General features: G+C 48.5%; 25 protein-coding genes. 17 read left to right on the plus strand and 8 right to left on the minus strand.

Annotated elements, in window-relative coordinates; genetic code table 11:
- Positions 1-35: 35 nt before the first annotated feature.
- The 5 genes from ACAN55_RS09655 (at position 36) to ACAN55_RS09675 (ending at position 4,253) form a co-directional block, all read left to right on the plus strand.
- A complete protein-coding gene (locus ACAN55_RS09655; RefSeq protein WP_379131457.1) occupies positions 36-899 on the plus strand; it encodes a CheR family methyltransferase in 864 nt (287 codons plus the stop codon).
- Between the two features lie 17 nt (positions 900-916).
- Positions 917-2,587, plus strand: coding sequence for a response regulator (locus ACAN55_RS09660; RefSeq protein ID WP_379131349.1), 1,671 nt, complete (start codon positions 917-919; stop codon positions 2,585-2,587).
- Between the two features lie 86 nt (positions 2,588-2,673).
- Positions 2,674-3,000 (plus strand): STAS domain-containing protein, encoded by a 327-nt coding sequence (locus ACAN55_RS09665; RefSeq protein ID WP_379131352.1) that lies wholly within the window; start codon positions 2,674-2,676, stop codon positions 2,998-3,000.
- Positions 3,001-3,030: 30 nt separating this feature from the next.
- Positions 3,031-3,483 carry an anti-sigma B factor RsbW gene (rsbW, locus tag ACAN55_RS09670; protein ID WP_379131355.1) on the plus strand — a complete coding sequence of 151 codons (453 nt, stop codon included), beginning with the start codon at positions 3,031-3,033 and terminating at the stop codon, positions 3,481-3,483.
- A complete protein-coding gene (locus tag ACAN55_RS09675) occupies positions 3,480-4,253 on the plus strand; it encodes a sigma-70 family RNA polymerase sigma factor (RefSeq protein ID WP_379131357.1) in 774 nt (257 codons plus the stop codon). The genes rsbW and ACAN55_RS09675 overlap by 4 nt, the downstream gene beginning before the upstream one ends.
- 71 nt (positions 4,254-4,324) lie before the next feature.
- On the opposite strand, the gene ACAN55_RS09680 is transcribed toward ACAN55_RS09675, so the two are convergent.
- Positions 4,325-4,657, minus strand: coding sequence for a DUF5665 domain-containing protein (locus ACAN55_RS09680; protein WP_379131359.1), 333 nt, complete (start codon positions 4,655-4,657; stop codon positions 4,325-4,327).
- Positions 4,658-4,850: 193 nt separating this feature from the next.
- The gene (locus tag ACAN55_RS09685) at positions 4,851-5,348 is read right to left on the minus strand and encodes a YtxH domain-containing protein (protein ID WP_379131361.1); all 498 of its coding nucleotides are present in this window, start codon (positions 5,346-5,348) and stop codon (positions 4,851-4,853) included.
- Between the two features lie 234 nt (positions 5,349-5,582).
- On the opposite strand from ACAN55_RS09685, the gene ACAN55_RS09690 reads away from it, so the two are divergent.
- A complete protein-coding gene (locus tag ACAN55_RS09690) occupies positions 5,583-6,584 on the plus strand; it encodes an asparaginase (RefSeq protein WP_379131364.1) in 1,002 nt (333 codons plus the stop codon).
- A gap of 101 nt (positions 6,585-6,685) precedes the next feature.
- Here ACAN55_RS09690 and ACAN55_RS09695 read toward each other — a convergent pair whose 3' ends face one another.
- Positions 6,686-6,910 (minus strand): DUF1128 domain-containing protein, encoded by a 225-nt coding sequence (locus ACAN55_RS09695; RefSeq protein ID WP_379131366.1) that lies wholly within the window; start codon positions 6,908-6,910, stop codon positions 6,686-6,688.
- Positions 6,911-7,069: 159 nt separating this feature from the next.
- On the opposite strand from ACAN55_RS09695, the gene yyaC reads away from it, so the two are divergent.
- Together yyaC and ACAN55_RS09705 are read left to right on the plus strand one after the other, a co-directional pair.
- Positions 7,070-7,615: a spore protease YyaC gene (yyaC, locus tag ACAN55_RS09700; RefSeq protein ID WP_379131369.1), complete on the plus strand. Its 546-nt coding sequence runs from the start codon at positions 7,070-7,072 to the stop codon at positions 7,613-7,615.
- Positions 7,616-7,638: 23 nt separating this feature from the next.
- Positions 7,639-8,421 (plus strand): alpha/beta fold hydrolase, encoded by a 783-nt coding sequence (locus ACAN55_RS09705; protein ID WP_379131371.1) that lies wholly within the window; start codon positions 7,639-7,641, stop codon positions 8,419-8,421.
- Positions 8,422-8,523: 102 nt separating this feature from the next.
- Here the strand turns inward: ACAN55_RS09705 and ACAN55_RS09710 are convergent, their stop codons facing one another.
- Positions 8,524-9,807 (minus strand): MFS transporter, encoded by a 1,284-nt coding sequence (locus tag ACAN55_RS09710; protein ID WP_379131373.1) that lies wholly within the window; start codon positions 9,805-9,807, stop codon positions 8,524-8,526.
- Entirely contained in the window at positions 9,804-10,346 is a 543-nt protein-coding gene (locus ACAN55_RS09715) for a helix-turn-helix domain-containing protein (RefSeq protein WP_379131375.1), read from the minus strand. The genes ACAN55_RS09710 and ACAN55_RS09715 overlap by 4 nt, the downstream gene beginning before the upstream one ends.
- A gap of 188 nt (positions 10,347-10,534) precedes the next feature.
- Here ACAN55_RS09715 and ACAN55_RS09720 point away from each other — a divergent pair, with 188 nt between their 5' ends.
- From ACAN55_RS09720 to ACAN55_RS09735, 4 genes are all read left to right on the plus strand, one after another.
- Complete coding sequence (locus tag ACAN55_RS09720; RefSeq protein WP_379131377.1) at positions 10,535-11,206, plus strand: DUF6483 family protein; 672 nt, start codon at positions 10,535-10,537, stop codon at positions 11,204-11,206.
- 56 nt (positions 11,207-11,262) lie between these two features.
- The gene (locus ACAN55_RS09725; RefSeq protein WP_379131459.1) at positions 11,263-12,456 is read left to right on the plus strand and encodes a class I SAM-dependent methyltransferase; all 1,194 of its coding nucleotides are present in this window, start codon (positions 11,263-11,265) and stop codon (positions 12,454-12,456) included.
- A gap of 600 nt (positions 12,457-13,056) precedes the next feature.
- Positions 13,057-15,651 carry an O-antigen ligase family protein gene (locus ACAN55_RS09730; RefSeq protein ID WP_379131379.1) on the plus strand — a complete coding sequence of 865 codons (2,595 nt, stop codon included), beginning with the start codon at positions 13,057-13,059 and terminating at the stop codon, positions 15,649-15,651.
- Positions 15,652-16,175: 524 nt separating this feature from the next.
- Positions 16,176-16,442, plus strand: a complete 267-nt coding sequence (locus ACAN55_RS09735; protein WP_379131381.1) for a hypothetical protein — start codon at positions 16,176-16,178, stop codon at positions 16,440-16,442.
- Positions 16,443-16,602: 160 nt separating this feature from the next.
- Here the strand turns inward: ACAN55_RS09735 and ACAN55_RS09740 are convergent, their stop codons facing one another.
- From ACAN55_RS09740 to ACAN55_RS09750, 3 genes are all read right to left on the minus strand, one after another.
- Entirely contained in the window at positions 16,603-17,271 is a 669-nt protein-coding gene (locus ACAN55_RS09740) for an SdpI family protein (RefSeq protein WP_379131383.1), read from the minus strand.
- Entirely contained in the window at positions 17,268-17,597 is a 330-nt protein-coding gene (locus ACAN55_RS09745) for an autorepressor SdpR family transcription factor (RefSeq protein WP_379131386.1), read from the minus strand. Before ACAN55_RS09745 ends, ACAN55_RS09740 begins: the two co-directional genes overlap by 4 nt.
- A 548-nt stretch (positions 17,598-18,145) precedes the next feature.
- Entirely contained in the window at positions 18,146-19,048 is a 903-nt protein-coding gene (locus tag ACAN55_RS09750; protein WP_379131389.1) for a carbohydrate kinase family protein, read from the minus strand.
- A gap of 271 nt (positions 19,049-19,319) precedes the next feature.
- Between ACAN55_RS09750 and ACAN55_RS09755 the strand changes: the two genes are divergently transcribed.
- The 5 genes from ACAN55_RS09755 to ACAN55_RS09775 all read left to right on the plus strand — a co-directional run bounded on the left by ACAN55_RS09755 (position 19,320) and on the right by ACAN55_RS09775 (position 22,710).
- Positions 19,320-20,393 (plus strand): ArsR/SmtB family transcription factor, encoded by a 1,074-nt coding sequence (locus tag ACAN55_RS09755; protein ID WP_379131392.1) that lies wholly within the window; start codon positions 19,320-19,322, stop codon positions 20,391-20,393.
- 158 nt (positions 20,394-20,551) lie between these two features.
- Positions 20,552-21,154, plus strand: coding sequence for an undecaprenyl phosphate transporter UptA (gene uptA, locus ACAN55_RS09760; protein WP_379131394.1), 603 nt, complete (start codon positions 20,552-20,554; stop codon positions 21,152-21,154).
- A 4-nt stretch (positions 21,155-21,158) separates the two neighbouring features.
- Positions 21,159-21,731 carry a thioredoxin family protein gene (locus tag ACAN55_RS09765; protein WP_379131396.1) on the plus strand — a complete coding sequence of 191 codons (573 nt, stop codon included), beginning with the start codon at positions 21,159-21,161 and terminating at the stop codon, positions 21,729-21,731.
- Positions 21,732-21,737: 6 nt separating this feature from the next.
- Positions 21,738-22,364, plus strand: a complete 627-nt coding sequence (locus tag ACAN55_RS09770) for an MBL fold metallo-hydrolase (RefSeq protein WP_379131399.1) — start codon at positions 21,738-21,740, stop codon at positions 22,362-22,364.
- A gap of 163 nt (positions 22,365-22,527) precedes the next feature.
- Entirely contained in the window at positions 22,528-22,710 is a 183-nt protein-coding gene (locus ACAN55_RS09775) for a hypothetical protein (protein ID WP_379131401.1), read from the plus strand.
- The last annotated feature ends 25 nt before the right edge of the window (positions 22,711-22,735 follow it).

Here is a 22,735-nt window from a genome sequence, read left to right on the forward strand (position 1 = left end):
CAAACGGTAAGGAAGCAGGGAAAATCATGACTGCAATGGAGCACCAATTTGACGAAAAAATGACCTCTTTGTCCAAAGGGAAAAATGAACTTGAAATTATTGAAATCGAACTGCTTCTGGATGGTGTACATCGTTTATATGGATATGATTTCCGGAATTATGCCTTTCCATCGCTAAGAAGAAGGATATGGCATCATGTTCACGCGGAGAACGTGCCTAGCATTTCTGCGTTGCAGGACAAAGTATTACATGACCGGGGATGCTTTGAGCGTTTTGTCCACAGCTTGTCTATTCCTGTGACAGATATGTTCAGGGATCCGGGGCTGTTCCAGACCTTCAGGAGTAAGGTCATCCCGCTGCTGCGTACCTATCCCTATATCCGGATTTGGCATGCCGGCTGCTCCACGGGGGAAGAGGTCTATTCCATGGCCATAATGCTTCACGAAGAAGGATTATATGACAAAGCGCGGATTTATGCGACAGATATGAACAACCGCTCGCTCCAGCAGGCCAAAGAAGGGGTATACGAGATCAGCAAGATGAAGCAGTATACCCAGAATTATTTGGAGGCCGGGGGAACACGGGCGTTTTCTGAATACTACACAGCAAAATACAATTCAGTTATTCTACAGCCTTTTTTACGAAAAAACGTAATTTTTTCGGAGCACAATTTGGCTACAGATACCTCGTTTAATGAATTCAACGTTATTTTTTGCCGCAATGTAATGATTTATTTCAACGATGATCTTCGGGATCACGTGCATGGCTTGTTTCATGACAGCTTAAGCCGCTATGGAGTTCTCGTTCTTGGCTCCAAGGAATCCATTCATTTCACCCGGTTCAGCAGCAGCTATCAACCTTTGGACCGAGTGGAGAAAATTTACCGAAAGATCAAATAAAGCACCGGGAGGGTCTTATGGGGGCACGTGAACCGATTCATATACTGCTTGTAGATGACCGTCCTGAGAATTTGCTGGCTCTTGAGGCGGTACTGGAATGTCCACAATATAAGCTGATCAAAGCAAATTCCGGTGATGAAGCACTGCGTTGTCTGCTTCGTTATGAGTTCGCCGTGATTGTGCTGGATGTGCAGATGCCGGAGATGGACGGAATAGAGACCGCAAGATTGATCAAAGCCAGGGATAAGACAAAGAACATCCCCATCATCTTTATATCCGCCAACAGCAAAGACGCGGAGCATCTATTCGCAGGATATTCGGCAGGAGCCATGGATTACATGGTCAAGCCATTTATTCCGCAGATTTTGAAGTCGAAAATTGCAGGCTTTGTGGATATGTATGTAACGAACAAGAAACATCAGACTCAGTCTATGCTTCTGCAGCAGAAGACACAGGAACTTGAGAGAATCAATGCAGAGCTGGTTAAAGCGAAGGAAGAAGCGGATATTGCCGCCAAAGCAAAAACTGAATTCCTGGCAATGATGAGTCATGAAATACGTACACCGATGAATGGTGTGGTGAGTATGATTGATCTGCTTATGGAGACGAACCTTAATCCCGAACAGAAGGAATACACGGATATTATCCGCAGAAGTGCGGATAGTCTGGTAACCGTAATTAAAGATATCCTAGATTTCACGAAGATGGAATCCGGAAAAATGGAAATGGAACAGCAGTTGTTTGAGCTGCAGCCCTGCATTCAGGAGGTATTTACTCTTTTTTCCGCAGAGGCGGGCAAGAAAAATTTGGAGCTTGCTTATTTTATTGATCAGAACATCCCGAGACTGCTGCACGGGGATATGACCCGTTTGCGTCAGGTTCTCATTAATTTAGTCTCCAACGCAATCAAGTTTACGAATCATGGTGGCGTATATTTGGTTGCTTCAAGTATAGAAACATTGGATAATAGAGTTGTCCTTGAGTTTACAGTGAAGGACACGGGAATTGGAGTATCCCCAGATAAATGCGACAGGTTGTTTCAGCCTTTTTCACAGTTGGATTCTTCCATGTCACGGAAGTATGGTGGGACGGGTCTTGGTCTTGCCATCTGTAAGTCATTGGTCGAGATGATGGGGGGCGATATCCGCATCGAATCTATGGAAGAAAAAGGGGCTACATTCGTCTTCACGATCGTGGCAGCAGTGCCTGAGGATGCTGCGTTTCATGCAGTATTCGGGAATGACAGTGGTGTGGATATGCTGCCAGAGAAGACCAGAGGGCGGGTTCTGGTTGTTGATGATCATCCGATCAACCAGAAACTGATGGTCAGTATGTTGGACGTGCTCGGATTTAACAGTGATGTTGCCGACAACGGCAGAAGAGCTGTGGAGCTTGCACTGGCCTATCCCTATGATTTTGTATTTATGGACTTGCAAATGCCTGTAATGGACGGCCTGGAAGCCACAGCCTTGATTCGTGAAGGTAATGGGGCATCATCTCGTAAGGCTGTTATTGTTGCTATGACCGCCCACGTAATGGAAGGCATTAAGAACCGCTGCATCGCTTCAGGAATGAATGATTATATAAGCAAACCTCTCAAGATGAGCAGCCTAAAGCAAGTGATAACCCGTAATTACGATAAAGACCCGCTTATGTTTGATTGGAACTCATCTATAAATCACATTTAGCTCAATAATTACCACTTTTATTTTGTTTCAATGGGAGTTCTTTAGGGTTATTGGTAAAGAAAACATTTAATCAGGAGAGATTGTCTATGAATACACATAAAAGCGAAAAATTTTATGCAAAGACTCAGACAGAAGATAATGTTTGCACCGTGTTTCTAAGCGGAGAACTTGATTTGTCCGTCGCTCCTGATTTTCGGCAAGTGATGGAGCCGCTGGTTAGTGAAACAGAGTTTGATCTTATCATCAATTTGAAAGATCTACGCTACATTGACAGTACTGGCATAGGTATCTTGCTGTCCATTCTGAAAGCAAGACACGGAATGAATGTTAAATTTAGTGTTGAAGAAGTACCCCCGCAAATTCAGAAGCTATTTGATATGACGGGTATAGCTAAGTTTTTTGCCCCCCAATAGAATTCCCACTAGGAAAGGATCGAACATAGGATGAGTGATGACGTGCAAAAAGTATCTCTACAATTACCTGCCAGTGCCGATTACGTCGATATTGTAAGACTCAACTTATATGGTATTGCCTCAAAGATGGGGTTCTCTTATGAAGATATCGAAGATATGAAGGTAGCGGTTTCGGAGGCCTGTAATAACTCTGTACTCTATGCATATGGACAGGAAGATGGCATGGTTGACGTCATATTCGATGTAGGGACAAGTGCCTTGTCCATTACTGTCAAAGATGAGGGGGAGAGCTTTGACAACATGGGTACGCCAGCAGAACGCACGACGCTGCACGACAAAGAGCTCAGTGAGGTTCAGGTTGGCGGATTAGGCTTTTATTTAATGCAGGCATTGATGGATGATGTAACCGTTGTAAGTGAAGCCGGTAGAGGGACAGTAGTCACTCTCACCAAACGGCTTAATTTCAGCGAGGAGAAAGTATGAATGAAAAAGTGACTCCCCCCGAGTCCATGAATGAAGCAATTGCTCTAATTTGGGAATACCAGCAGACAAAAGATAATGAGATTGCCACCGTTCTCATCCGAAAATACGAGCCCATGGTGAAGATGGCTGCAGGTAAAATTGCCCGCAACCGTCCAGATCTGTACGAGGACTTGTATCAGGTAGGCCAAATGGCGCTCATCCGTCTGCTGCAACAATATGACATCAGTATGGGAATTCCTTTTGAACCTTATGCGATGAAAAGTATGATCGGACATATGAAAAACTTCCTGCGGGATAAATCCTGGTACATACAGGTTCCGAGACGAATTAAGGAGAAGGGCGCTTTAGTCCAGCAGGCTATTGATGAGCTGACGGGCAGGCTGGAGCGTTCTCCGGACGTTAAGGAAATTGCCGCGTATCTTGATTTATCCGTGGAGGAGACGGTAGAGGTGCTTGCCGGCAGAGAATGCTATCACTATGTTTCGCTGGACTCCCCGCTTTCACAGGAGGAGACCGGGGCTACACTTGGTGAACTGATCAGCTCGGATGCCAACGATTATGAAACCGTTGAGAGTCGGATGGACCTGCAACAAGCTTTAGCCCAGCTCAAAGAGCAAGAGCAGCAGGTGCTGCTGTTAGCTTTCCAGGACGGACAGTCGCAGCGGGCAATTGCTCAGAAGCTGGGTGTCTCTCAAATGAGCGTATCGCGAATACAGAAGCGGGCAACGGAGAAATTGAAGCAGATCATGTCTAACACCTCTAATTTATAAGACAAGCATGAAACAAATAAGGACATGTTCCCTTGCGTACGAAGGTAACATGTCCTTATTGCTGCGGTAATTTAACTATTCGCATCGATGTATTTTTTTATTTCAGCGAGGTATTCTCCGAGCACCGGTACATCGAGAAACAGGCTGATGATATATCCCAGCAGACCGAGAACTACAAAGGTACCGAGCGATAATCCGAGCCCACGGGAAATACCGGCCATGAGATTGGTGATAATTCTCTTTTTGGGATCGCTGTAATTCTCAAGAATATCTTTGAACTCAGATTTCTCGAGAGAATCGGCAATTTTGTCAAGCCGGGCGTTTAGCCGCTTAACCTCATGTCTGAGCTCGAAAGGATGCTCATCTACTTCATAGCTTTTTGCTTTGCTTATGTTGTCACTCATTAGCTATCCCTGCTTTCCGGCCCAAGAAGGCCTGAGCTCTTGAAAATATGCAAGTGATTCCCTCATCCATTGTGGCAGCCGTTAGGTGTTGCGTTGAATGCTTGACCCACGGTTCGCATAACAATAGCCAGCTGCGGTCAGCTGGCTATTGTTAAAATTTCGTACGTAGCTGTTCTAACCGCTCCATTGTATATTAGTAGGAGGATTTATAAGCGGATTGCATTTCTTCTTTGGCATCTTTGGCTTCATCGGCAACTTCCTTGGAGGAAGAAATGGCCTCATCCTTAACATCCCTCGCAGCATCTTTTATATCAGAAGCGACGCCTTCAGAGGTTTCGCCCAGCTTCTCACCGATTTTTTTGCCTGTTTCTTGCAGGGTAGCGGCGATTTGCTGTTTACTGTCGCTGACTGTGGTGAAGATATCAGAGGCTTTAGCCGAAACTGTGCTCGCAAGGTCAGTCGCCTTCTCGCTAACAGTCGTAGCGATCGATTTGGTCTTATCTGTAACTACGCCAGCTACTTCCTTGGTTTTATCTGTGGCAAGCGTAAGCTTGTCGGACAAGTCGCTTCGTATTTCGCGTCCGGGTTTTGGAGCGAACAGCAGTGCAGCTGCAGCGCCAAGCAGGCCGCCAATGAATATACCTTTTAGAAAGTTGCTTCCATTTTCGACTTCATGTTCTACGTTACTCATCACAGATCACTCCTTATGGGAATATAGTATTCTGATGTTTTCTTACTTGGTATTTAAACGTAGGGGTATGGGCTGAAACACGATTGTAGCAAGGGGAAGATTACTGGAGCAAAGGATAGAATGAGTGATCAATCAGGGCTTTTATCAGTGCAAACAAGCTGTTTTGCCACTTTACAAACCACCCCGACAGATAGAAAGATGAGATGGATATATAGAGAAAAGAGGAGAGACATCATGGAAACAGTACTGGTGCGGGAGTACCGGAGCGACTTACTGGAATGTGTTCATAGCGGACATATCGCCATAGTTGGCGAGAATGGTCAACTTAAGGGTTATGCCGGTGATCCCGGATTTGTATCATTTACCCGTTCAGCGGCTAAACCTTTGCAGGCCATTCCCGGCATCCGGGGAGGAATCGCAGAACATTACCGACTTACACCGGCTGAAATCGCCCTGATGACTGCGTCACACCGTGGCGAGAGCTATCATGTGGCAGCTCTTGAGAGTATTTCCTCGAAGATTGGGATCGTAGAGGAGCAGATGATCTGCGCGACAAGTTACCCGCTGGACAGAAGCAGCAGGGAAGAGGCCATTCGTGGCAAGGGGAAACGGAAAATTTACCATAACTGTTCGGGTAAACATCTGGGGATCCTCTCTTATAGTAAGTTGAAGGAATTACCTGTGGAAGAATACGCGAATCCGGATCATACCGTTCAGCGTGAAATTATAGAGACGATTGCCTACATGGCAGATGTAGCACCTGACAGCATCCGGCGGGGTACGGACGGATGCGGGCTGCCGGTATTCGCCTTGCCTTTAACTGCACTGGCATGTGCCTATTTAAAGCTCTCCTGCCCGGATCTCATCGGAGATGGGCCTACTCGTAGAGCCGTATCTACTATTACCTCTGCTATGCACATGCATCCCGAGATGGTAGCCGGATTTGGACGGCTCGATTCAATTCTTCTGGAGGATGACAACATAATTGCCAAAGGTGGCTTTAAAGGCGTGTATTGCTTCGGGCTGCGCCGTGAGCGACTCGGCATCTCTTTTAAAATTTTGGATGGCTCTGAAGAAGAATGGGGACTTATCGTTCACAGTATCTTAAAGCAGCTGGGATATTCGAATGCGAATACGATGGATAAACTCAGCAAAGCGTTCTCTGGAGATATCTACAATGACGGCGGAACCTTGGTAGGCCGTGCGCAAGCGGAGTTCCCGCTGGAAATTATATAGACATTCTATGATGTACTGCTCCAGACTAAAAGGAGCCATCGGCTTCCACCATCCATAAGGATGAGTGAGAGCTGATGGCTCCTTTAATAATAAGCAGCAGTTTATTTCCGCCGCAAATGTCCAAGCTCAGATACAATAGCTTCCACTTGGGATATGCTCAAATTCCCGCCGTTCATCGTCACTTCGTATATATCGAGGATATCTTCATACTGGTCCACCGAGAAGGCAGAAGCTTGCATAGCGGCAGCACTGGCCATTTTCAGTTTGTTTTTGATGCCTTCGATCATATATTCAACATTTTCCTGGCTGGGCTGACTCAAATCCATCGTTATTTAACATCCTCTCTGTTATTGATTCATGTATTTTACCATGTTTGGAGGGTGAACCTCCATTTTTTTGTCCTCGTAGCAGAAATCATGTAAAATTAAAGATATTCTGCAATGAGAGCGTAAAGAACATTAAATTTTTATTGAATGGGGTGCTGTATGGCAATCAGGGAGCAGGGAAGCGGGAAACGGAATAAACTGAACGCGGCAGGACTGCTTCCATTTTTTCAAGAGATCGCAGATCTTCATTCTGTGGAACAGGTAACCTTTCTATGCATTGGGACAGACCGTTCTACAGGTGATGCGCTGGGTCCATTAACCGGAAGCAAGTTGCTCGAATACGGTTTTCCTCATGTGACCGGTACTTTGCCTGAGCCTTGTGATGCCAATAATTTGCTGGTAAGACTTGCAGAAATTCCGGCTGGTCATATTATTATCGCCATTGATGCCTGCTTGGGACCACCTGCTGCAATGGGTTATTTTCTGGCTTCCGGTGAACCGTTGCAGCCTGCACAATCCATGGGGGTTGATCTCCCGGCCGTGGGGAATTACAGTCTGGCTGCCGTTGTGGATGTTCATGGCCCCAAACCTTACCGGACACTGCAGACTACTCCGTTACACCGGGTGATGACCATGGCGGATACAATTGCTGCAGCTGCGGCCAGAGGGTTCGGCTATCCCGCTGAACGGTTCAAAGTCAACTAATTCATAGAAAGAAGGTTGCAAGCATGGAGACAGTGCGTTTGGAAGGCAGCGACATTTGCTTCAAAGAAGAGGGAGAGGGAGAAGCGCTTGTACTGCTGCATGGTTTTTGTGGGAGTTCAGAGTATTGGGAGAAGCTAGTACCTCACTTAAGCGGCAGGTTCCGAGTCATTACTCCGGATTTACGCGGACACGGCAGCTCCGATGCCCCGCTTCGAGCTTATACGATTGAGCAGATGGCGGATGATGTACTAGCTCTGCTGGATGGGCTTGAATTGCCTAAGGTAACTCTTTTGGGCCACTCTCTAGGGGGCTATATTGCCCTATCCTTTGCCCAGCGTCATGCATCACGATTGAACAGCTTTGGACTGATCCATTCTACGGGTTATCCCGACAGTGAAGAAGCGAAAGAGAAACGGCTGGCAAGTGTGAGTACGATCCAAAATCAAGGAATTACAGCCTTTGTGGATGCTCTTGTACCTGGGCTGTTCGCTCCATCCAGCCGTGAGCATACACCGCAATTGGTGGACAGAGTGAAGGAGATCGGATATAAGACACCTCCCCAAGGTGCAGTAGGATCTGCATTGGCGATGCGGGAGCGTCCTGACCGCCGTGATGTAATCTCTGCCAGCGAGCTTCCGGTACTGTTGGTTGCCGGAGCGGAGGACGGGCTGGTTCCGTCAGAGAAGACCTTCACCTCGGACAAACGTAATGTAACCCAAGCCATTATTTCAGGAGCGGGACATATGAGCATGTTTGAGGCTCCGGAACGTTTGGCTGAAGTTATTAAGGATTTTATGAAGGTTTAAGGGCGTAGTATGTCCACAGATAAAACTAATCAGAGACCCGGATAAATGGACAGGAGGCCTTCAGTGAACGGAAGGCCTCCTGTTAGTATAGAGTTGAAAGCGTCACTGGAATTTGCGGATTGCCGGAATACTAAGCACACACGCAATAGCTGTCATGCCCAGCCCGGCAAAAATTGCGATAGCTGCCACACCTCCGATGTGGTCCGCCAGCCAACCTACGGCGATAAAGCCAACCGGGAGCAGAGCGAAAGAACCAAGCATATCCAGACTGGCCACCCTCCCGAAAGCTTCCTCTGGCACGAGTTCTTGCAGGCTGATTTCCCAGATGAGGCCAAATATCATAATCCCGAAGCCTTCCACTGCAAACAGTGCAATTGCCGCAGCGGGTGTAGAGGCAAAAGCCAAGCCCAAAAGCGCGATTCCGCTGAGCAGCGCCCCTCCGTAAGCCATAATCCCTCTATGTCTCCACTGTGGTCTCATGCCGAAGAGCAGCCCGGCAGCGATAGCTCCTACACCTGAGAAAGTAACTGCCAGACCGTAGAAGTAGGGGTCCCATCCGTGGTGAATCTTAAAGAGCCAAGGCAGAAGAACGCTTGCCACACCCGAGTAACAAATATTCACGAAGCAGAAGGCCATAATGGTAATCCACAACCACGTATGACTGCGTAGTACCGCGAAACCCTCTTTGAAGTCCTCCCGCCAGTTTGATGGAGCTGTTGGGGCTGAACGTACGGGACCGTCATTGTTGATTCTGGCCATCATTCTTTTTCGCAAATAGACCAGGCAGACCCAGGACAATATGTAGGTTACAGCATCAATGCCGAATCCGATGCCTGCGGACCAATGTGTAATTAGCAGACCGCCAAGGGCAGGGCCAATAAGACGAACAGTCTGGGTGGTCATCTGTGTAAGGGAGTTAGCAGCTACACGAATATCAGGAGTAAATACGCTGGCACGTACCGCGGAATATGCGGGTTGAAACAATCCGTCCAGCAGGCCATAAAAGCCGACCAGCAAGAAGAGAAGCGGAATGTTAAGCTGTCCGGAGAGTGCCAAGCCGGCTGTTGTCATCATAATGAGAAAGCGGGATAGATCGGCGATCATCATGATTTTGACCCGGTCATACCGGTCAACAATATGTCCGGCAACCGGAAGCATAACTACATTGGGCAGCATATAAGCTGCCATGACAAAACCCATGGTAGTGGTTGAACCTGTAAGTGAATAGACCAGAACCGGGAGAATTACCATTGTGACGGAGCTGCCAAGAAAGGAAATAAGATGTCCCAGCCACAGGAAAAGAAAAGCAGGTGATTTCGCAAAAGGGGCGGCGAAGCTGCGTAGGGGACTGTTTTTAACAGGTTCGGACGTATTCGCGGGTATCATTCGGCTTCGCCTCCTTTTTTTGAAGCGGGATCATTTTCAGGTTCCAGACGGCCGATAATGACGTCAAGGCCATATTCTCCGCCATGTGAAGCACCGGACTCCCACTTAGTAAGGAGCTCTTTAAGTTCTAGGCGAAATGCCTTTAATTCCTTATCTGACAAGATAAGCCTTGTTGAGAAATGCTCAATCTGATCCTCCGGGCGGAACTGGAAACCGGAGAGGTTTGGCGATTTGAACCACGTCGCCTTCGAGCGGTAGAATTTCTGGATAATACCGCCTGATACCTCGGTTCGTACCAATTCCAGCAGTCCGCCATCGAATAGTTTGATGATATGGTAATGGATGTTGCCTGGCGACTTTTCCAGCTTCTCGGCAACTTGCTTGGAGGTGAGAGGCTCTCCCGCCAGAGCATGCATAATTTTGATGCGCAGAGCGCTTTCAAGCAGCTTGCTCTGCTCTTCGGTTACGGGGAACGGATCTTCCGGTAAAAGCGGATGCAAATCCAAGGGATTATTGGAGCTGGATTCTTTTGTGTCCATGGGGCCTCCTTTATGAGGTTGTATGATCTGTGTTTCAGATCGATCTATAATTTAGATCGTATTTCAATTTAGTGTATCCCTTCTCCCTGGGACTGTCAAGGCTCACACAAAGGCATCTCTGGTGGCAATGAGCAGGGGAATGGTTTAAAATAATCAGAACCGCTAGTAAAGCGAAGGGAGTGTGCAGGATGTTCCGCAGAGATTATATCGTCCGGATGATTGAGGATATGACTCAAATGGTCGCTAAAGTGTTGAATCTGAAGCAGGAGCGGAAGACGACTGAAGCACTGTGGGAAATTGATGAGCTGCTGAACAGGCATTTCCGGTTGAACTCGCGTCTTTTGAATTCGTTGTCGGTAGAAGATATCATCGAAATGTTTCGGATGGGCGGCATGATGGAGGTTGACAAGCTGCAAGGTGTAGCCCGCATGCTTCAGGAAGAAGCTGGTGTATATAAAGAAAAGAATGAGCAATATGAGGCAGTAACACGGCTGATGAAGGCTTTGCACCTGTATCTCTACAGTGATCTGCATGGTGCGGACCGGAAGCTGCTGCAGTTGACGGATCTCATTGATGAGGTTCTGTCCGAGGTTTCCATCTACCAGCTGCCGGTCAAAACCGAACGTCTGCTGCTCCCTTATCTGGAATCGATTGGCCGCTATGGCAAAGCCGAGGACTGCCTGTACCGGTTAATCGATCAGGGGGAAGATGTTGCGGTTCTGGGAGAAGAGTTGTACCGGCGCCTACTGCTTAAAGACCCGGAGGAGCTTGCACTTGGGAATTTGCCGCTTTTGGAAGTGAAAGAGGGGCAGGCTGAGTGGTTTCAAGTGGCTGCACGGGCTGCGCAGTGGAGAGCATAATAAACAAGATAACATGGTTAGAAGCAGAAAGATTCAAATAAGAAGTGGAAAGCGAGATGTGCCCTGTGGAATCCTTACAATTATTGATTAATCAAATAATCGGCGAACATACCCTGATTACGGCGACTCTAAGCCAATTGCGCAAAAGAGAAGGCATAGCCTACAGCAAGGTTCAGGTCAAACCCGTTGAGCTGAAAAGCGGACTGCATTATCAGTTCGCTTATTATACCGGAACCAAGGTAGAGCACCGTAATATTCCTGCGGATACGGCGGCGGCGGAGCTCTTTCAACTGCTTGGTGAGACGTTTCGGCAAGGTCTGCTCTGCACAGAACAAGCGGATTACCAGGTGCTGCTGAGTAAAAAACAAAAGGTCTCCATTCTGAAGAAAGCTCCAACCAAAAAAGCTCAGGCTGATCTGGCGCATAACCGTCAGAAGCAGTACGTTCTAAGCGAAGGTGAACCTGTTCCATTCCTGGTGGAGCTGGGGATCATGAATGGTGAAGGTAAGGTGTTGGCCAAGAAATACGATAAGTTCCGGCAGATCAACCGCTTCCTGGAGATGGTGGAGGATGTTCTTATGGACCTGCCTGCCGGGCGGCCGATTACCATTGTTGATTTTGGCTGCGGCAAATCGTATCTGACCTTTGCGCTCTATCATTATTTGGCGGTGAGGGAGAAACGTGAAATCAACGTTGTTGGTCTTGACCTTAAGGCAGATGTCATCGAACACTGCAGCTTACTTGCAAGCAAACTACAATACAACAATCTGCGTTTTCTCGTCGGAGATATTGCTGAATATAATGAGCTTGAGAAAGTTGATATGGTGGTGACCCTTCACGCCTGTGATACGGCAACGGACGCTGCACTCGAAAAAGCCGTTCGCTGGGGCGCGTCGGTAATTCTCTCTGTTCCCTGCTGCCAGCACGAGCTTTTTGCCCAGATTGACAATGAAGTAATGAATCCGCTGCTGTCCCACGGCATACTGAAGGAGCGTTTCTCGGCGCTGGCGACAGATGCCATGCGGGCGAAGCTTCTGGATCTGATGGGCTACCGCACCCAGCTCCTTGAATTCATTGACTTGGAGCATACCCCGAAGAATATTCTGATCCGTGCCGTTAAAAGCGCGGGCGGAGACCAGGATGCGAAATGGCGCGAATATAGCACGTTCCGCGATTTTCTGGGGGCGAAACCTTATCTAGAACAAGCCTGCGGCGACCTGCTGCCGGGTGATCTGCACGTGCACTCTTGATTAACGGCTTAACCCCATACGCATAAATGACAGGATAACTAATCTTCCTAAACGGAGACGGTTATCCTATTTTGTGATGAACTGAAATGCAGCGGAAGCATAGTTCCGTTCAAGAAGCAGCGCGAGCCCCCGTTAACCCGGATCTGTAGGGGGATAGTAGTCGGAAAAAGTGAGTGGAAATCGTGATCAGAGATAGTAGTCCCATGAGGAGTAGAAATCAGGCTATAACGCCGCATCATGTATTAGATAGGCTGAACTTAAGAATCTAATGAACAAGCATAGGTAACGGCAGGAGATTTTTGGAGCTGGAGGTGCGGTAGCATCCCTCCATAAGCTGTCCACAGGAAAGCTCGCTACCTATAGCATATGCTATCTCCGGATTTCAACCGCGGACGGAAGTCCAAACATTCACCGTAGTTACGTACTCGACCAAATGACAAAATTTTAAGTTCAATTTATAAAGTAACTTTACTTCGCCCAGCAGGTATCGTCTTCCGAACCCCTCGATTATTTCAGTTAGGTGTAGTTTGCAAGTGAAAGTGGCAACAATGAGGGTATCTATCCAACGAAGGGGCGGGGCATTGCATGGTCAGAGATGTTATGAATAAGACAATTCTTCCGGTGTCTTTTTATTGTTGCGCTGCCACCGCTACAGCAGCAATGATAACTGCAGTTTTTATGCGGGGATTCTTTTTTGCAGAGGATCTGTATGCTTTTGCAGCCGGATGGTTTGGGTGGTGCGCTGTTTATATGGGGTACCGGTTTATATCCTCACTCATATTTAAGTCAGAAGCGTTGTTGCAGCCGGTAATTCCCCGGAGAAAGACAAACGTGGCTGAAATGCTGGTGCTGTGCTGCCCGTTTGGAATAGCTGTGTTATATATGCTTCACGCGGTGGAAGGTGATGTGGTATCCATGCAGGGTACCTTGAATGAATGTTTGCGCTGGAGCTTCTATGGTACTTTTGCTGTCCTTGCTTATAAGGGGGCGTCCAGTAACGGCTCCTCGCGGATAATCATCGCTGCCTGGCATACCACGGGTATGGTTCTTTGTCTCAGTGCCCTTCAATCTGCCTGTGGAGGCTTACGAATTCCGTATGCTATTGCATACAGCTCTTCTCCCGAGGTGAGCGTGTCCGGTGCCCGGCTGGGCGGGCTGTTGCAGTACCCGAATACCTTCGGGGCAGTAATGGCTGTGTTTTTGCTCGAGCGGTTATTTGCCGTCGCCGGGGACGATGCATCTTCACCGGCAGGCCAATCGTACACTGCTGCGCTGCTGCGACTGCTGCCGCTGTTCCCGTACACTGCCGCGCTGCTGCTCAGCGAGTCGCGCGGCGCGTGGCTGGCGGCGGCTTGTGCTTGCGCCGCCGTGCTGCCCTGGAAGCGGCGCCTGCTCGCGCCGCTTCTTGCCGCAGGCGCCGCCCCCGTGGCCGCGGCGGCGCTGCTCTACCGCGAGCTGGCCGCGGCGCGGCTCGCGGTAGAGCCTTGGCCCGGCCTGCTGTCGCTGGCCGGGCTCTGGGCCGGCGCTGCGCTTGCCGGCCTGTGGCTGGCCCGCCGCAGGCAGAGCGCGGCGGGCGGGGGGAGCGCCGCCGTGCTGCTGCTGGCGGCGCTGGGATGGACGGCGGGCGTCGCCGCCGTCCTCCTGCACGTACACGCGCGGATTGCCGGACCGTCCCCGACGGTCACCGCGCGTGCGCTGTTCTACCGCGACGCCTGGCGGCTCGCGGCAGAGGCCCCCTGGCTGGGCCGGGGAGGAGAGACTTGGCGGAATGTGTACCTTTCCGCCCAGTCTCATCCGTATGTAGGCAGCCAGCCGCATAGCGGTTATCTCGATATTCTCTTGAATCTCGGGATAACCGGGTGGATGGTCGCGGCGATAATGTTGGCCGCGATAGCCTTATGGCTGTGGGGAACGTCGCCCCGGCTCTTGCCCCCTTTTCTAGTGATAGCATTGCATGGTGCCATTGACTTTGACTGGAGCTATGGACTGATGTGGCTGCTGCTGTTCAGTCTGTCCGCACTGGCTGCGGCAGATGCTTCAGTTCGGGATCAGGCAGAAGCTGCATGTCATAAGGCGGCCTCCGTATCCTATCAGAGTGCTACGGGAAGCCTTCAGGACAATACAGTTACCCATCAGGAAGAATCTGTATTTATTCAGACAGCCTCAAGACGCTTTCAAACATCCTCAATAACTTATCAGACAGATTCAGTAACCCAGCGTGCAGCTTCAGTAACCCAGCAAGCAGACCAAGAATCACTTCAGGTAGACCTAGTGTCACATCAGGCAGACCAAGTATCCCAGCACGCAGCTTCAGTATCCCAGCAAGCAGACCAAGTATCACATCAGGCAGACCAAGTATCACATCAGGCAGCTTTATTAACCCAGCAAGCAGGCCAATTATCCCATCAGGCAGACCAAGTATCATACCGGGCAGTTCCAGTAACCCATTTGAGTGCCTTGACATACCATCAAGCAGACTCTGATGCTAAGCAGCAACTTTTGATCCATCCTTGGAGGATCGCCTTTTTTAGTTCTTCTATGATAAGGGGCATAATGGTAGCAGGTTCAATCGTTCTCTTGCTTTCTCTTAGCACCGTAGCTTGGCGTGCAGATGTAAGCACCACATTGTTCCGGAAGGCTTCGGAATCACTGGAATCCGATAGACAGATTACATTGCTTCAACAGTCCCTGAGCTGGAATCCGATGTCTGCCAGAGCGGCTGCCGCTTTGGCAGAGCGTCTAAATCCAGAGCAGGGAGAAAGCTTGCTCCGGTATAGCTTACACTATTCTCCAGATAGTCCTTCACTACACTGGGGGATGGTTCAGATTATGTTAAAGAGGGAGCATGAGGGAGATGCGCTTTATTGGATCCGCCGAAGCCTGAGTCTCGATGTCTATAACTTTAGACAAAGAACGTTAGCAGTACAGGGTCTCCTGAAACTTGCCGAGCGGAGGATGGCCGTAGGTGATAGGGTGGGGGCTGAACACAGCGCTACCGCCGGATTGGAGCTACTTCGTCAATATCAGTTGCTTGCAGACAGTGATGCCAGCCACCAATTTAATGACCGCTGCTTCCATCTAACGCAACAAGCTGCCGGACTCCGCCAGCGGCTCCAATCACTGCTTCCTGAACAGCGCCAATCTCTGCTACCTACACAACCTCAAACCTTGCTCTCTGAACAGCCTCAAACATAGGTAGCCTTAGGAGACGGGAAGACTATTTTTATTTCTACCTCGCAGCCGTTTTCTCAATCCATGCACGAATTATGTATCTTGGACACAAACTTATACACGCAAATGTTACTTAGACAAAGCATCTCCTAACTCAATAACTCTAACTCAATAACTCAAACGCCGTAATTCAAACGCCATAACTCAACCCAGTAGCGCATACCCAGCTCAAATAAGGCATCTAACTAGAATATTCTAAACTCCTAAGTAGAGCATCCCAAAATTCCTATATCCCAACATAGTATAAGGACAGCCCGTGTACAGACATCGCATCTGACACCAAGCTCTACGTGTAATTGAATGTACCAACCCTGTACAATTTCAAATCAGATCCTTAGGAACAAAGAATTCTATTGCATTTCATGCAATAGAATAAGCTAAAAAGACTCTGTTTTTGCAATCTGATGCACTTTGTGCAATAGAATGATAAATAATGGAGTGGTTCTTAAAATTCTATTGCACAAAATGCAACAGATCGAGTTTTAGAGGTGATTTCAGCGCATTCTATTGCACAAAATGCAACAGATCGAGTTTTAGAGGTGATTTCAGCGCATTCTGTTGCACTAAATGCAACAGATCGAGTTTTAGAGGTGATTTCAGCGCATTCTATTGCACAAAATGCAACAGATCGAGTTTTAGAAGTCATTCCAGCGCATTCTGTTGCACAAAATGCAACAGATCGAGTTTTAGAGGTGATTTCGGCGCATTCTATTGCACAAAACAAGCCGCCTGCGTTCACAAGCGGCCTGCTCTAATATCCCTGCAAGGACTTTAATTTATTTTAAGTGGTGCGAATACCTGGCATTGTTCGAAGCGAATTAACCCCAACTTACCTCTCAACTCACCTCTCAACTCACCTCTCAACTCACCTCTCAACTTACCTCTCAGCCTACATCTCTAAATACGACATTCACCCTAATCTCCCGCCTGATTGGAAATATACCAGGAATAGAACATTGGCGGAACCGTCGCCGCCACAAGGCCGGTAATAATAACCGGGATCGATAAGATTTGGGGCAGCAGGGCTCCGGCAATAAACAACAGTCCGGCTGCGGCCCAGCATATCCCGGACAATCGGTGGGTTTTGCGCCATACCTTAGGACTCGCCAGTGTCCAAGGGGTACGGATGCCAAGGAAATAGTTATGCTTCAGTTGTGGCATGAAATTGCCGATCACAATGAACATTAGTCCAAGCGCAGCGAGCAGGATGTTGTAGACTGGAATATCCTTGTCGAGTCCATATGTTACGGAGAGCACTAGGCAAGCGTCAAAAAGCAGGGCAACCGCCAGCCGGATCATCGCGTGGGCATTCTCGAATTTTTTATAGTTTTCTCTTTTGGGATCAATGATCCGCGTGAATTGCAGCAAGAATGGCCACAGTACAGCAAGTGTTCCGAAGACTGCAATTAGGGAGTCTTTGTCCCAGTAGGTGTTGACCTCTCCGGTAATTCCGAACTGGGCAGGCAGCTGCGGAGGCAGCTGGTTATAATTGATCAGCGCATAGCCGAGTGAGAGCAGCCCTGCGATTACACTGAACGTATCTTGCCACTTCCATTTGAAATTTTCGAGCTTAAGCTTGCTCATTTTCGTTCCTCCTCCGAATGTTCCATTCCAGATTGTTCTTCTGCAGATAAATGCCTATCATCAGTTTTATCGGTCCCGGTCAATTCCAGCAGCCAGCCGAGGACTTCCTGGAGTACGGTGGTGTTTAGAGAATACAGAATAAATTGCCCCTGTCTTTCGTCTTGAACTAAACCGGCGTGCTTGAGCGCATTCAAATGATGGGAAATACTCGGCTTGCTCATATTGAAATAATCAGCGATTTCTCCGGCGGTTCTGTCTCTCTCCCGAAGCAGACGGATGATCTGGCGGCGTGTAGGATCAGCGAGCGCTTTAAAGGATTCATTCATCAGTATTCGACCTTTCGATATTTAAATAATTATCTAAATATATAATAGCGATCCGTGATTTCTCTGTCAATCGCATAAGGCAAGGATAACAACGGAAGGGTGACAAATGGGGGTGGACCTGTAGGAGCAACAGTACTGCTCGAAAGTTATCCGAAGAATGCTCGCAGCGAAGGCATACACTGTATCCGGATTTCTCCGTGAACAGCGGTTTTGATCAAGAAATCGGGAGGTAACAGCTGCCGGAAGCCCAAAACTTCACCCTAGTTAAGACCTCGCCCAAATGACAAAATCTTAAGTTCAATCCTTATAGTAAACAAATGATGCACCGGAGAGGGTGATCAACCCAATCCGGCGCATCATTATCCAATCCATACAGCAACCCAATCCAGCGCACCATGCTCCAGTACCAGCAGCCACACAAATCGGAGCTACCCTCCATGCCTACAACTACGCACTCCGGTACGCTATCCTTCAATGCTTGCAACTACGCACTCCGGTGCACCACCTCTAAACCCTGCAGCACGCCAGATTCAGCCATCAACAATACCTTACAGCAGCTTCTCCCCGTAATACTTCTCGTAATCCTCATGCAGCTTTGCGGCACTCAATCCTTCTGCGACGAGCTCTTTCGAGGTCACGCATAGGCCGGCGGTGACGGCAGCGGCACGCAGGCAGGTGGGCAGTGAGCATCCAAGAGAGTGGGCGTACAGGAATCCGGCAAAAAAATTGTCCCCGGCCCCGTTGCTGTCCACGCGCTCATATTGCTCAATAATAGGGATTTCCAGCCATTGCCCGTCCGGGGTAAGCGCGGTTGCACCGTTTCGCCCATGCGTACAGACAACCAGCTTTTTACCTTCTCGGATCCATTGCTCCATCAGCGGCCGGTAATCCGGAAGATTGTCCGAGCTCAGAAAAAGATAATGCGAAGCAGCAATGAAACCATCGTGGAACGTATTCCGGCCATCATAATCGTGCAGATCGCACCACACTTCCTTACCCAGTTCCTGAAGAAGCGGAATATACTGCTTGCAATAGCCGACGATATTCAGCACGGCATAATCGGACTTTTGAAGCAGCTCTTTGGTCCGCTCAAGATCCAGCTTCGCATCGACAGAGGAGGTATTCAAGAAAATCGAGATCCGCCCGCCATTCTCATCCATGAGATTAACATGTCGTTCTGTTCCGGTGGGATCGTGGTCCAAATGGAAGGAGAGACCTTCCTGTTCCAGAAACCGCCGGATTTTGCGGCCATACTCGTCATCACCCGCAGTTGCGAGCAGTGTGGTTTCCGTTCCCAGCTTGTGTAGGCATAAAGCTTTGCCCGCTCCAGTTGAGCCTACAGTTTCATGGAAGCCATGGGCGTGAAGCGTAGCCGGCTCGGCTTTGGGGAATTCTTTCATCGAGACAATCGTATCGTAGGTGACGCCGCCCAAGATTAGAAAAGAACTCAATATACACACCTCTTCGCATTAGAAATTTATCTAAGGCAAATATTAAGCTTCGATGAGCATCTAGTCAAGCGATACTTTGACGAGATCATGGTTTTATTAGATAATCATCTAAGGCGGGACAGGTTAAGCCAACTCACGTGCTTTTCCCAGATCTATATAAATATAACGCCCCCCTGTAAAAAACCTGAAATAGCTGGTCAGGAAGCTACTCGCTTTAATAAGGGAGTACGTTACTGCCTCTCAATTTAGCACTTGGAAGGAGCTTTTCTATATGAATAACCAACATCCTATTGTCATCCATCCCCCCATGGAAATGATGTATGCCTTGTTTGCTTTGGGCACTCGCCAGCATTTCCTTAATATGCTGAGTGATTTCGGATTAACTCCGGAGCCCGAAATGACAGAGTGGCTGGATGAAATCAGCAGCCCCATGTCCCTGTTTCTGCAGCAGGAGCTGAGCTATTTCTTTGATCTGAGCGGCTTGGGGTATTTGTTTTATAAAAGCATACTTCGCTACAGCGGTATCCCGGATCCGGCAGCGGTGATTGATCGCATAGAAAGTGACGGCCCTGGGCGGCTGATGGACGATATGATGGGCAGCGTGTGTAAGGAGGTATATCCCGGAAGCGGTATTAAGGGCAGTGATTATAAAGCGATGGCTGAGCTTGCGGCGAAGACGGTTTTTGCCGATCCGCAGAGGAAGCTACGTGTTCTGGAGATGCTGAGTCATCCGCAGGAGAGCCATGCCCGGTTTGTTTTTTTACTGCGTATGTTTTATACAAGCTATTATCTTCCGGTTGAACCTAAGGTGCTGCATGAACTAGAACAACGTCTCTCATCATTCCGTGATGTGTACGATAAGGATCCTGTAGAATTTATGAGCCGTTTTTTGAACAGTCCTGACAAGCCTGGGTATAACAAGAACGAGCAGGAGGATGGCAGTAGTGCTTCAATGATCCATTTAAGTTTTTTTAAGGGGATCGGCTGGCATACTTACCGTCTGGAGGGTAAAGAGAATCCGCGGTGGTTCGTGCTGGGTCTGCACAGTAACAAGGCCGAAGAAGGCGGCGTTGCCGTGGAGCAGGCGGTCCTTTTTTTCAAAGTCCTCTCCGATAAGAAAAGAATCGAGATTATCCGTCTGCTCTCCGAACGGCCGTGTTACGGGCAGGAACTTGCGGAGCTTCTGGATTTGACGCCGGCTACGATCTCGTATCATATGACTTTTTTACTGGGGCAAAATATGGTCGTCTACGAGCGCTCCGAGAACCGCTATTATTACTCCCTGAACCGTCAGGTTATGGAACGGCTGTTTCAGCTGTCCCATAATACGGTATTCAAACGGTAACAGCATTTGGCTGTAAGTTTTGCTCAAGTAGAAGTCGTATCCTTCCGTATGCTAGAATAGGCTAAGAGAAGAAGGACTAACTACATAAATCGGAGACGGCTCACTCAGGACTATACGAGAAGATGCGTATTCCGAAATACACGGGAGGAGGAACTGGATTGCATTTTATTTCTGATCTGATCTCGCAACTGTTCGAATGGATTCAGAGCCTTGGTTATTTTGGAATTATGATCGGACTGATGATTGAGGTTATTCCGAGTGAAATTGTACTGGCTTACGGCGGATATCTGGTGTGGGCAGGAGAGATTAATTTCTTTGGCGCGGTTCTGTTCGGTACCATCGGCGGTGTGATCGCACAGATTTTTGTATACTGGATTGGGCGGTACGGCGGCAGGCCGGTGCTCGAGAAGTACGGGAAATACATTTTTATCAAAAAGTCACACATCGACCACTCGGAAGAATGGTTCAATAAATACGGGACAGGTGTTATTTTTACCGCCCGGTTTATACCGGTGGTGCGCCACGCCATTTCCGTTCCTGCGGGGATTTCGCGTATGCCACTGGGTAAATTCACTCTGCTGACTACGCTGGCGGTAATCCCATGGAGCTCCTTGTTTGTCTATCTGGGAATGACGCTCGGTGACAAGTGGAAGGATATTGATGAGGTAGCCTCCAAATATACCCATGAGATTATTCTCGGGGCCATAGCGCTTATTATCCTTTACTTTGGGTACAAGTGGTACAAATCCAAGAAGAAGTGAGGTCATGGCATTGAAGACAAATGTAGCGGCCCAATTTGATCATGGTTTAACTCCCCGTCAATTTGTGGAGAGTATGACCCGTAATCAACAGGCGTTTGAATCATGGTATGAGAAGTTTACGTGGGATGACGAAGGTGACCGGGAATTTTTCGAAAGTTTGAATCACCGGGATGATCTGCGTGTGCTCATTCTTGCTGCGGACTGGTGCGGCGATGTGGTGCGTAATATTCCGGTAGTATTCCGTGTTCTGGAGACTGCGGGCATAAAGACAGAAGTGCTTATCCTGGAGGAGAATCTTGAGGTTATGGATCAATTCCTGACTATGGGCGGACGAGCGGTGCCGATTGTTATTTTTGCAGATACCGGAGGATATGTGCTTGGCCATTGGGGTCCACGGCCTCTGCATGTTCAGACGCTGATGAACGATTTCAAACGGGAGAATCCGGACCGCGAGGCTCCTGATTATGAGAGCAAGATCACTGAAGTACGTAAGGCCATGGGGCAAGCTTACGGGGAAGGAACGGAATCACACGCGGTAATCGTACAGGAACTGCGCAGTCTGATCTCCGGATTCTAAACAAGAATGCTAAATATTCGTAACTACAATTTGGGTCCTCTACAGACTAATGCTTATCTACTGACAGGTGCTGATCCTTCTAAAGGAATCATTATTGATCCCGGAATGAATCCTGCCGCACTCGTGCGTGCAGTTGCAGACATGGAGATTGAAGCGATCCTGCTGACCCATGCGCATTTCGATCATATGGGCGGTGTGGACGAGATCCGCAAGCTCAAGAAATGTCCTGTCTATCTGCATCCGCTGGAGAGTGAATGGCTGACAAATCCTAAGCTGAACGGTTCACTCATGTGGCCCAATGTTTCGCCGCCACTCACTACCGATCCTGCGGAATATGATCTCGCGGAGGGCTTAACCCTGAAGCTGATCGGCCATGAATTCAAGGTGTATCATACACCGGGCCACTCTCCGGGTAGCGTCAGCTTTCATTGCGGCAATGATCTTTTCTCGGGAGATGTGCTGTTTAGACTTGGTGTAGGCCGAACTGATCTTCCTGGAGGCCGTGAGCGGGATCTGTTCGATTCTATCCGCGGCAAGCTATATAAGCTGGATGATGAGGTCAAGGTGTATCCGGGCCACGGATCACGGACGACCATCGGATTTGAGCGTGAACGTAATCCGTATGTGAACTAGAACGGTTTGTCGAATTTAGGGTAGACAATAAGATACAAACTTGCTACAATAATGTTAATTAAATGTAACATTTACCTTCGCGAAGCACGCAGACTGTGGATTATTCCCGGTTTGCGTTCTTTTTTTTGTCTTTTTTCAGATCATAATGGGATGAGGGATTTGTTTGAGTAAAGACATCAAGTATCATATGGATGGCGGACTATGTACATATACTAATGAAGCGCATCATGAGCAGCTGTCTCATCGGGCAGATAAGGTCCGGAACCCTTTATTCTGGAGCTTTCCACGGGGCCGGGGTTCGATGCAGCCTTGGCGGCGCAAGCTTTGGGACCACCGGAATAAATAATTTACATATTGATAAGAACGAATTG

This window comes from Paenibacillus oryziterrae (assembly GCF_042610485.1).
Classification (GTDB): Bacteria; Bacillota; Bacilli; order Paenibacillales; family Paenibacillaceae; genus Paenibacillus_AQ.

Coding starts and splice junctions, on each gene's coding strand:
- ACAN55_RS09725 (WP_379131459.1), top strand. CDS start 11,263: ATGTGCCCTGTGGAATCCTTACAATTATTGATTAATCAAATAATCGGC.
- yyaC (WP_379131369.1), top strand. CDS start 7,070: ATGGCAATCAGGGAGCAGGGAAGCGGGAAACGGAATAAACTGAACGCG.
- rsbW (WP_379131355.1), top strand. CDS start 3,031: ATGAGTGATGACGTGCAAAAAGTATCTCTACAATTACCTGCCAGTGCC.
- ACAN55_RS09680 (WP_379131359.1), bottom strand. CDS start 4,657: ATGAGTGACAACATAAGCAAAGCAAAAAGCTATGAAGTAGATGAGCAT.
- ACAN55_RS09770 (WP_379131399.1), top strand. CDS start 21,738: ATGCTAAATATTCGTAACTACAATTTGGGTCCTCTACAGACTAATGCT.
- ACAN55_RS09690 (WP_379131364.1), top strand. CDS start 5,583: ATGGAAACAGTACTGGTGCGGGAGTACCGGAGCGACTTACTGGAATGT.
- ACAN55_RS09685 (WP_379131361.1), bottom strand. CDS start 5,348: ATGAGTAACGTAGAACATGAAGTCGAAAATGGAAGCAACTTTCTAAAA.
- ACAN55_RS09710 (WP_379131373.1), bottom strand. CDS start 9,807: ATGATACCCGCGAATACGTCCGAACCTGTTAAAAACAGTCCCCTACGC.
- ACAN55_RS09745 (WP_379131386.1), bottom strand. CDS start 17,597: ATGAATGAATCCTTTAAAGCGCTCGCTGATCCTACACGCCGCCAGATC.
- ACAN55_RS09765 (WP_379131396.1), top strand. CDS start 21,159: ATGGCATTGAAGACAAATGTAGCGGCCCAATTTGATCATGGTTTAACT.
- ACAN55_RS09755 (WP_379131392.1), top strand. CDS start 19,320: ATGAATAACCAACATCCTATTGTCATCCATCCCCCCATGGAAATGATG.
- ACAN55_RS09720 (WP_379131377.1), top strand. CDS start 10,535: ATGTTCCGCAGAGATTATATCGTCCGGATGATTGAGGATATGACTCAA.
- ACAN55_RS09705 (WP_379131371.1), top strand. CDS start 7,639: ATGGAGACAGTGCGTTTGGAAGGCAGCGACATTTGCTTCAAAGAAGAG.
- ACAN55_RS09665 (WP_379131352.1), top strand. CDS start 2,674: ATGAATACACATAAAAGCGAAAAATTTTATGCAAAGACTCAGACAGAA.
- ACAN55_RS09695 (WP_379131366.1), bottom strand. CDS start 6,910: ATGGATTTGAGTCAGCCCAGCCAGGAAAATGTTGAATATATGATCGAA.
- ACAN55_RS09715 (WP_379131375.1), bottom strand. CDS start 10,346: ATGGACACAAAAGAATCCAGCTCCAATAATCCCTTGGATTTGCATCCG.
- ACAN55_RS09730 (WP_379131379.1), top strand. CDS start 13,057: ATGAATAAGACAATTCTTCCGGTGTCTTTTTATTGTTGCGCTGCCACC.
- ACAN55_RS09740 (WP_379131383.1), bottom strand. CDS start 17,271: ATGAGCAAGCTTAAGCTCGAAAATTTCAAATGGAAGTGGCAAGATACG.
- ACAN55_RS09675 (WP_379131357.1), top strand. CDS start 3,480: ATGAATGAAAAAGTGACTCCCCCCGAGTCCATGAATGAAGCAATTGCT.
- ACAN55_RS09655 (WP_379131457.1), top strand. CDS start 36: ATGGAGCACCAATTTGACGAAAAAATGACCTCTTTGTCCAAAGGGAAA.
- ACAN55_RS09660 (WP_379131349.1), top strand. CDS start 917: ATGGGGGCACGTGAACCGATTCATATACTGCTTGTAGATGACCGTCCT.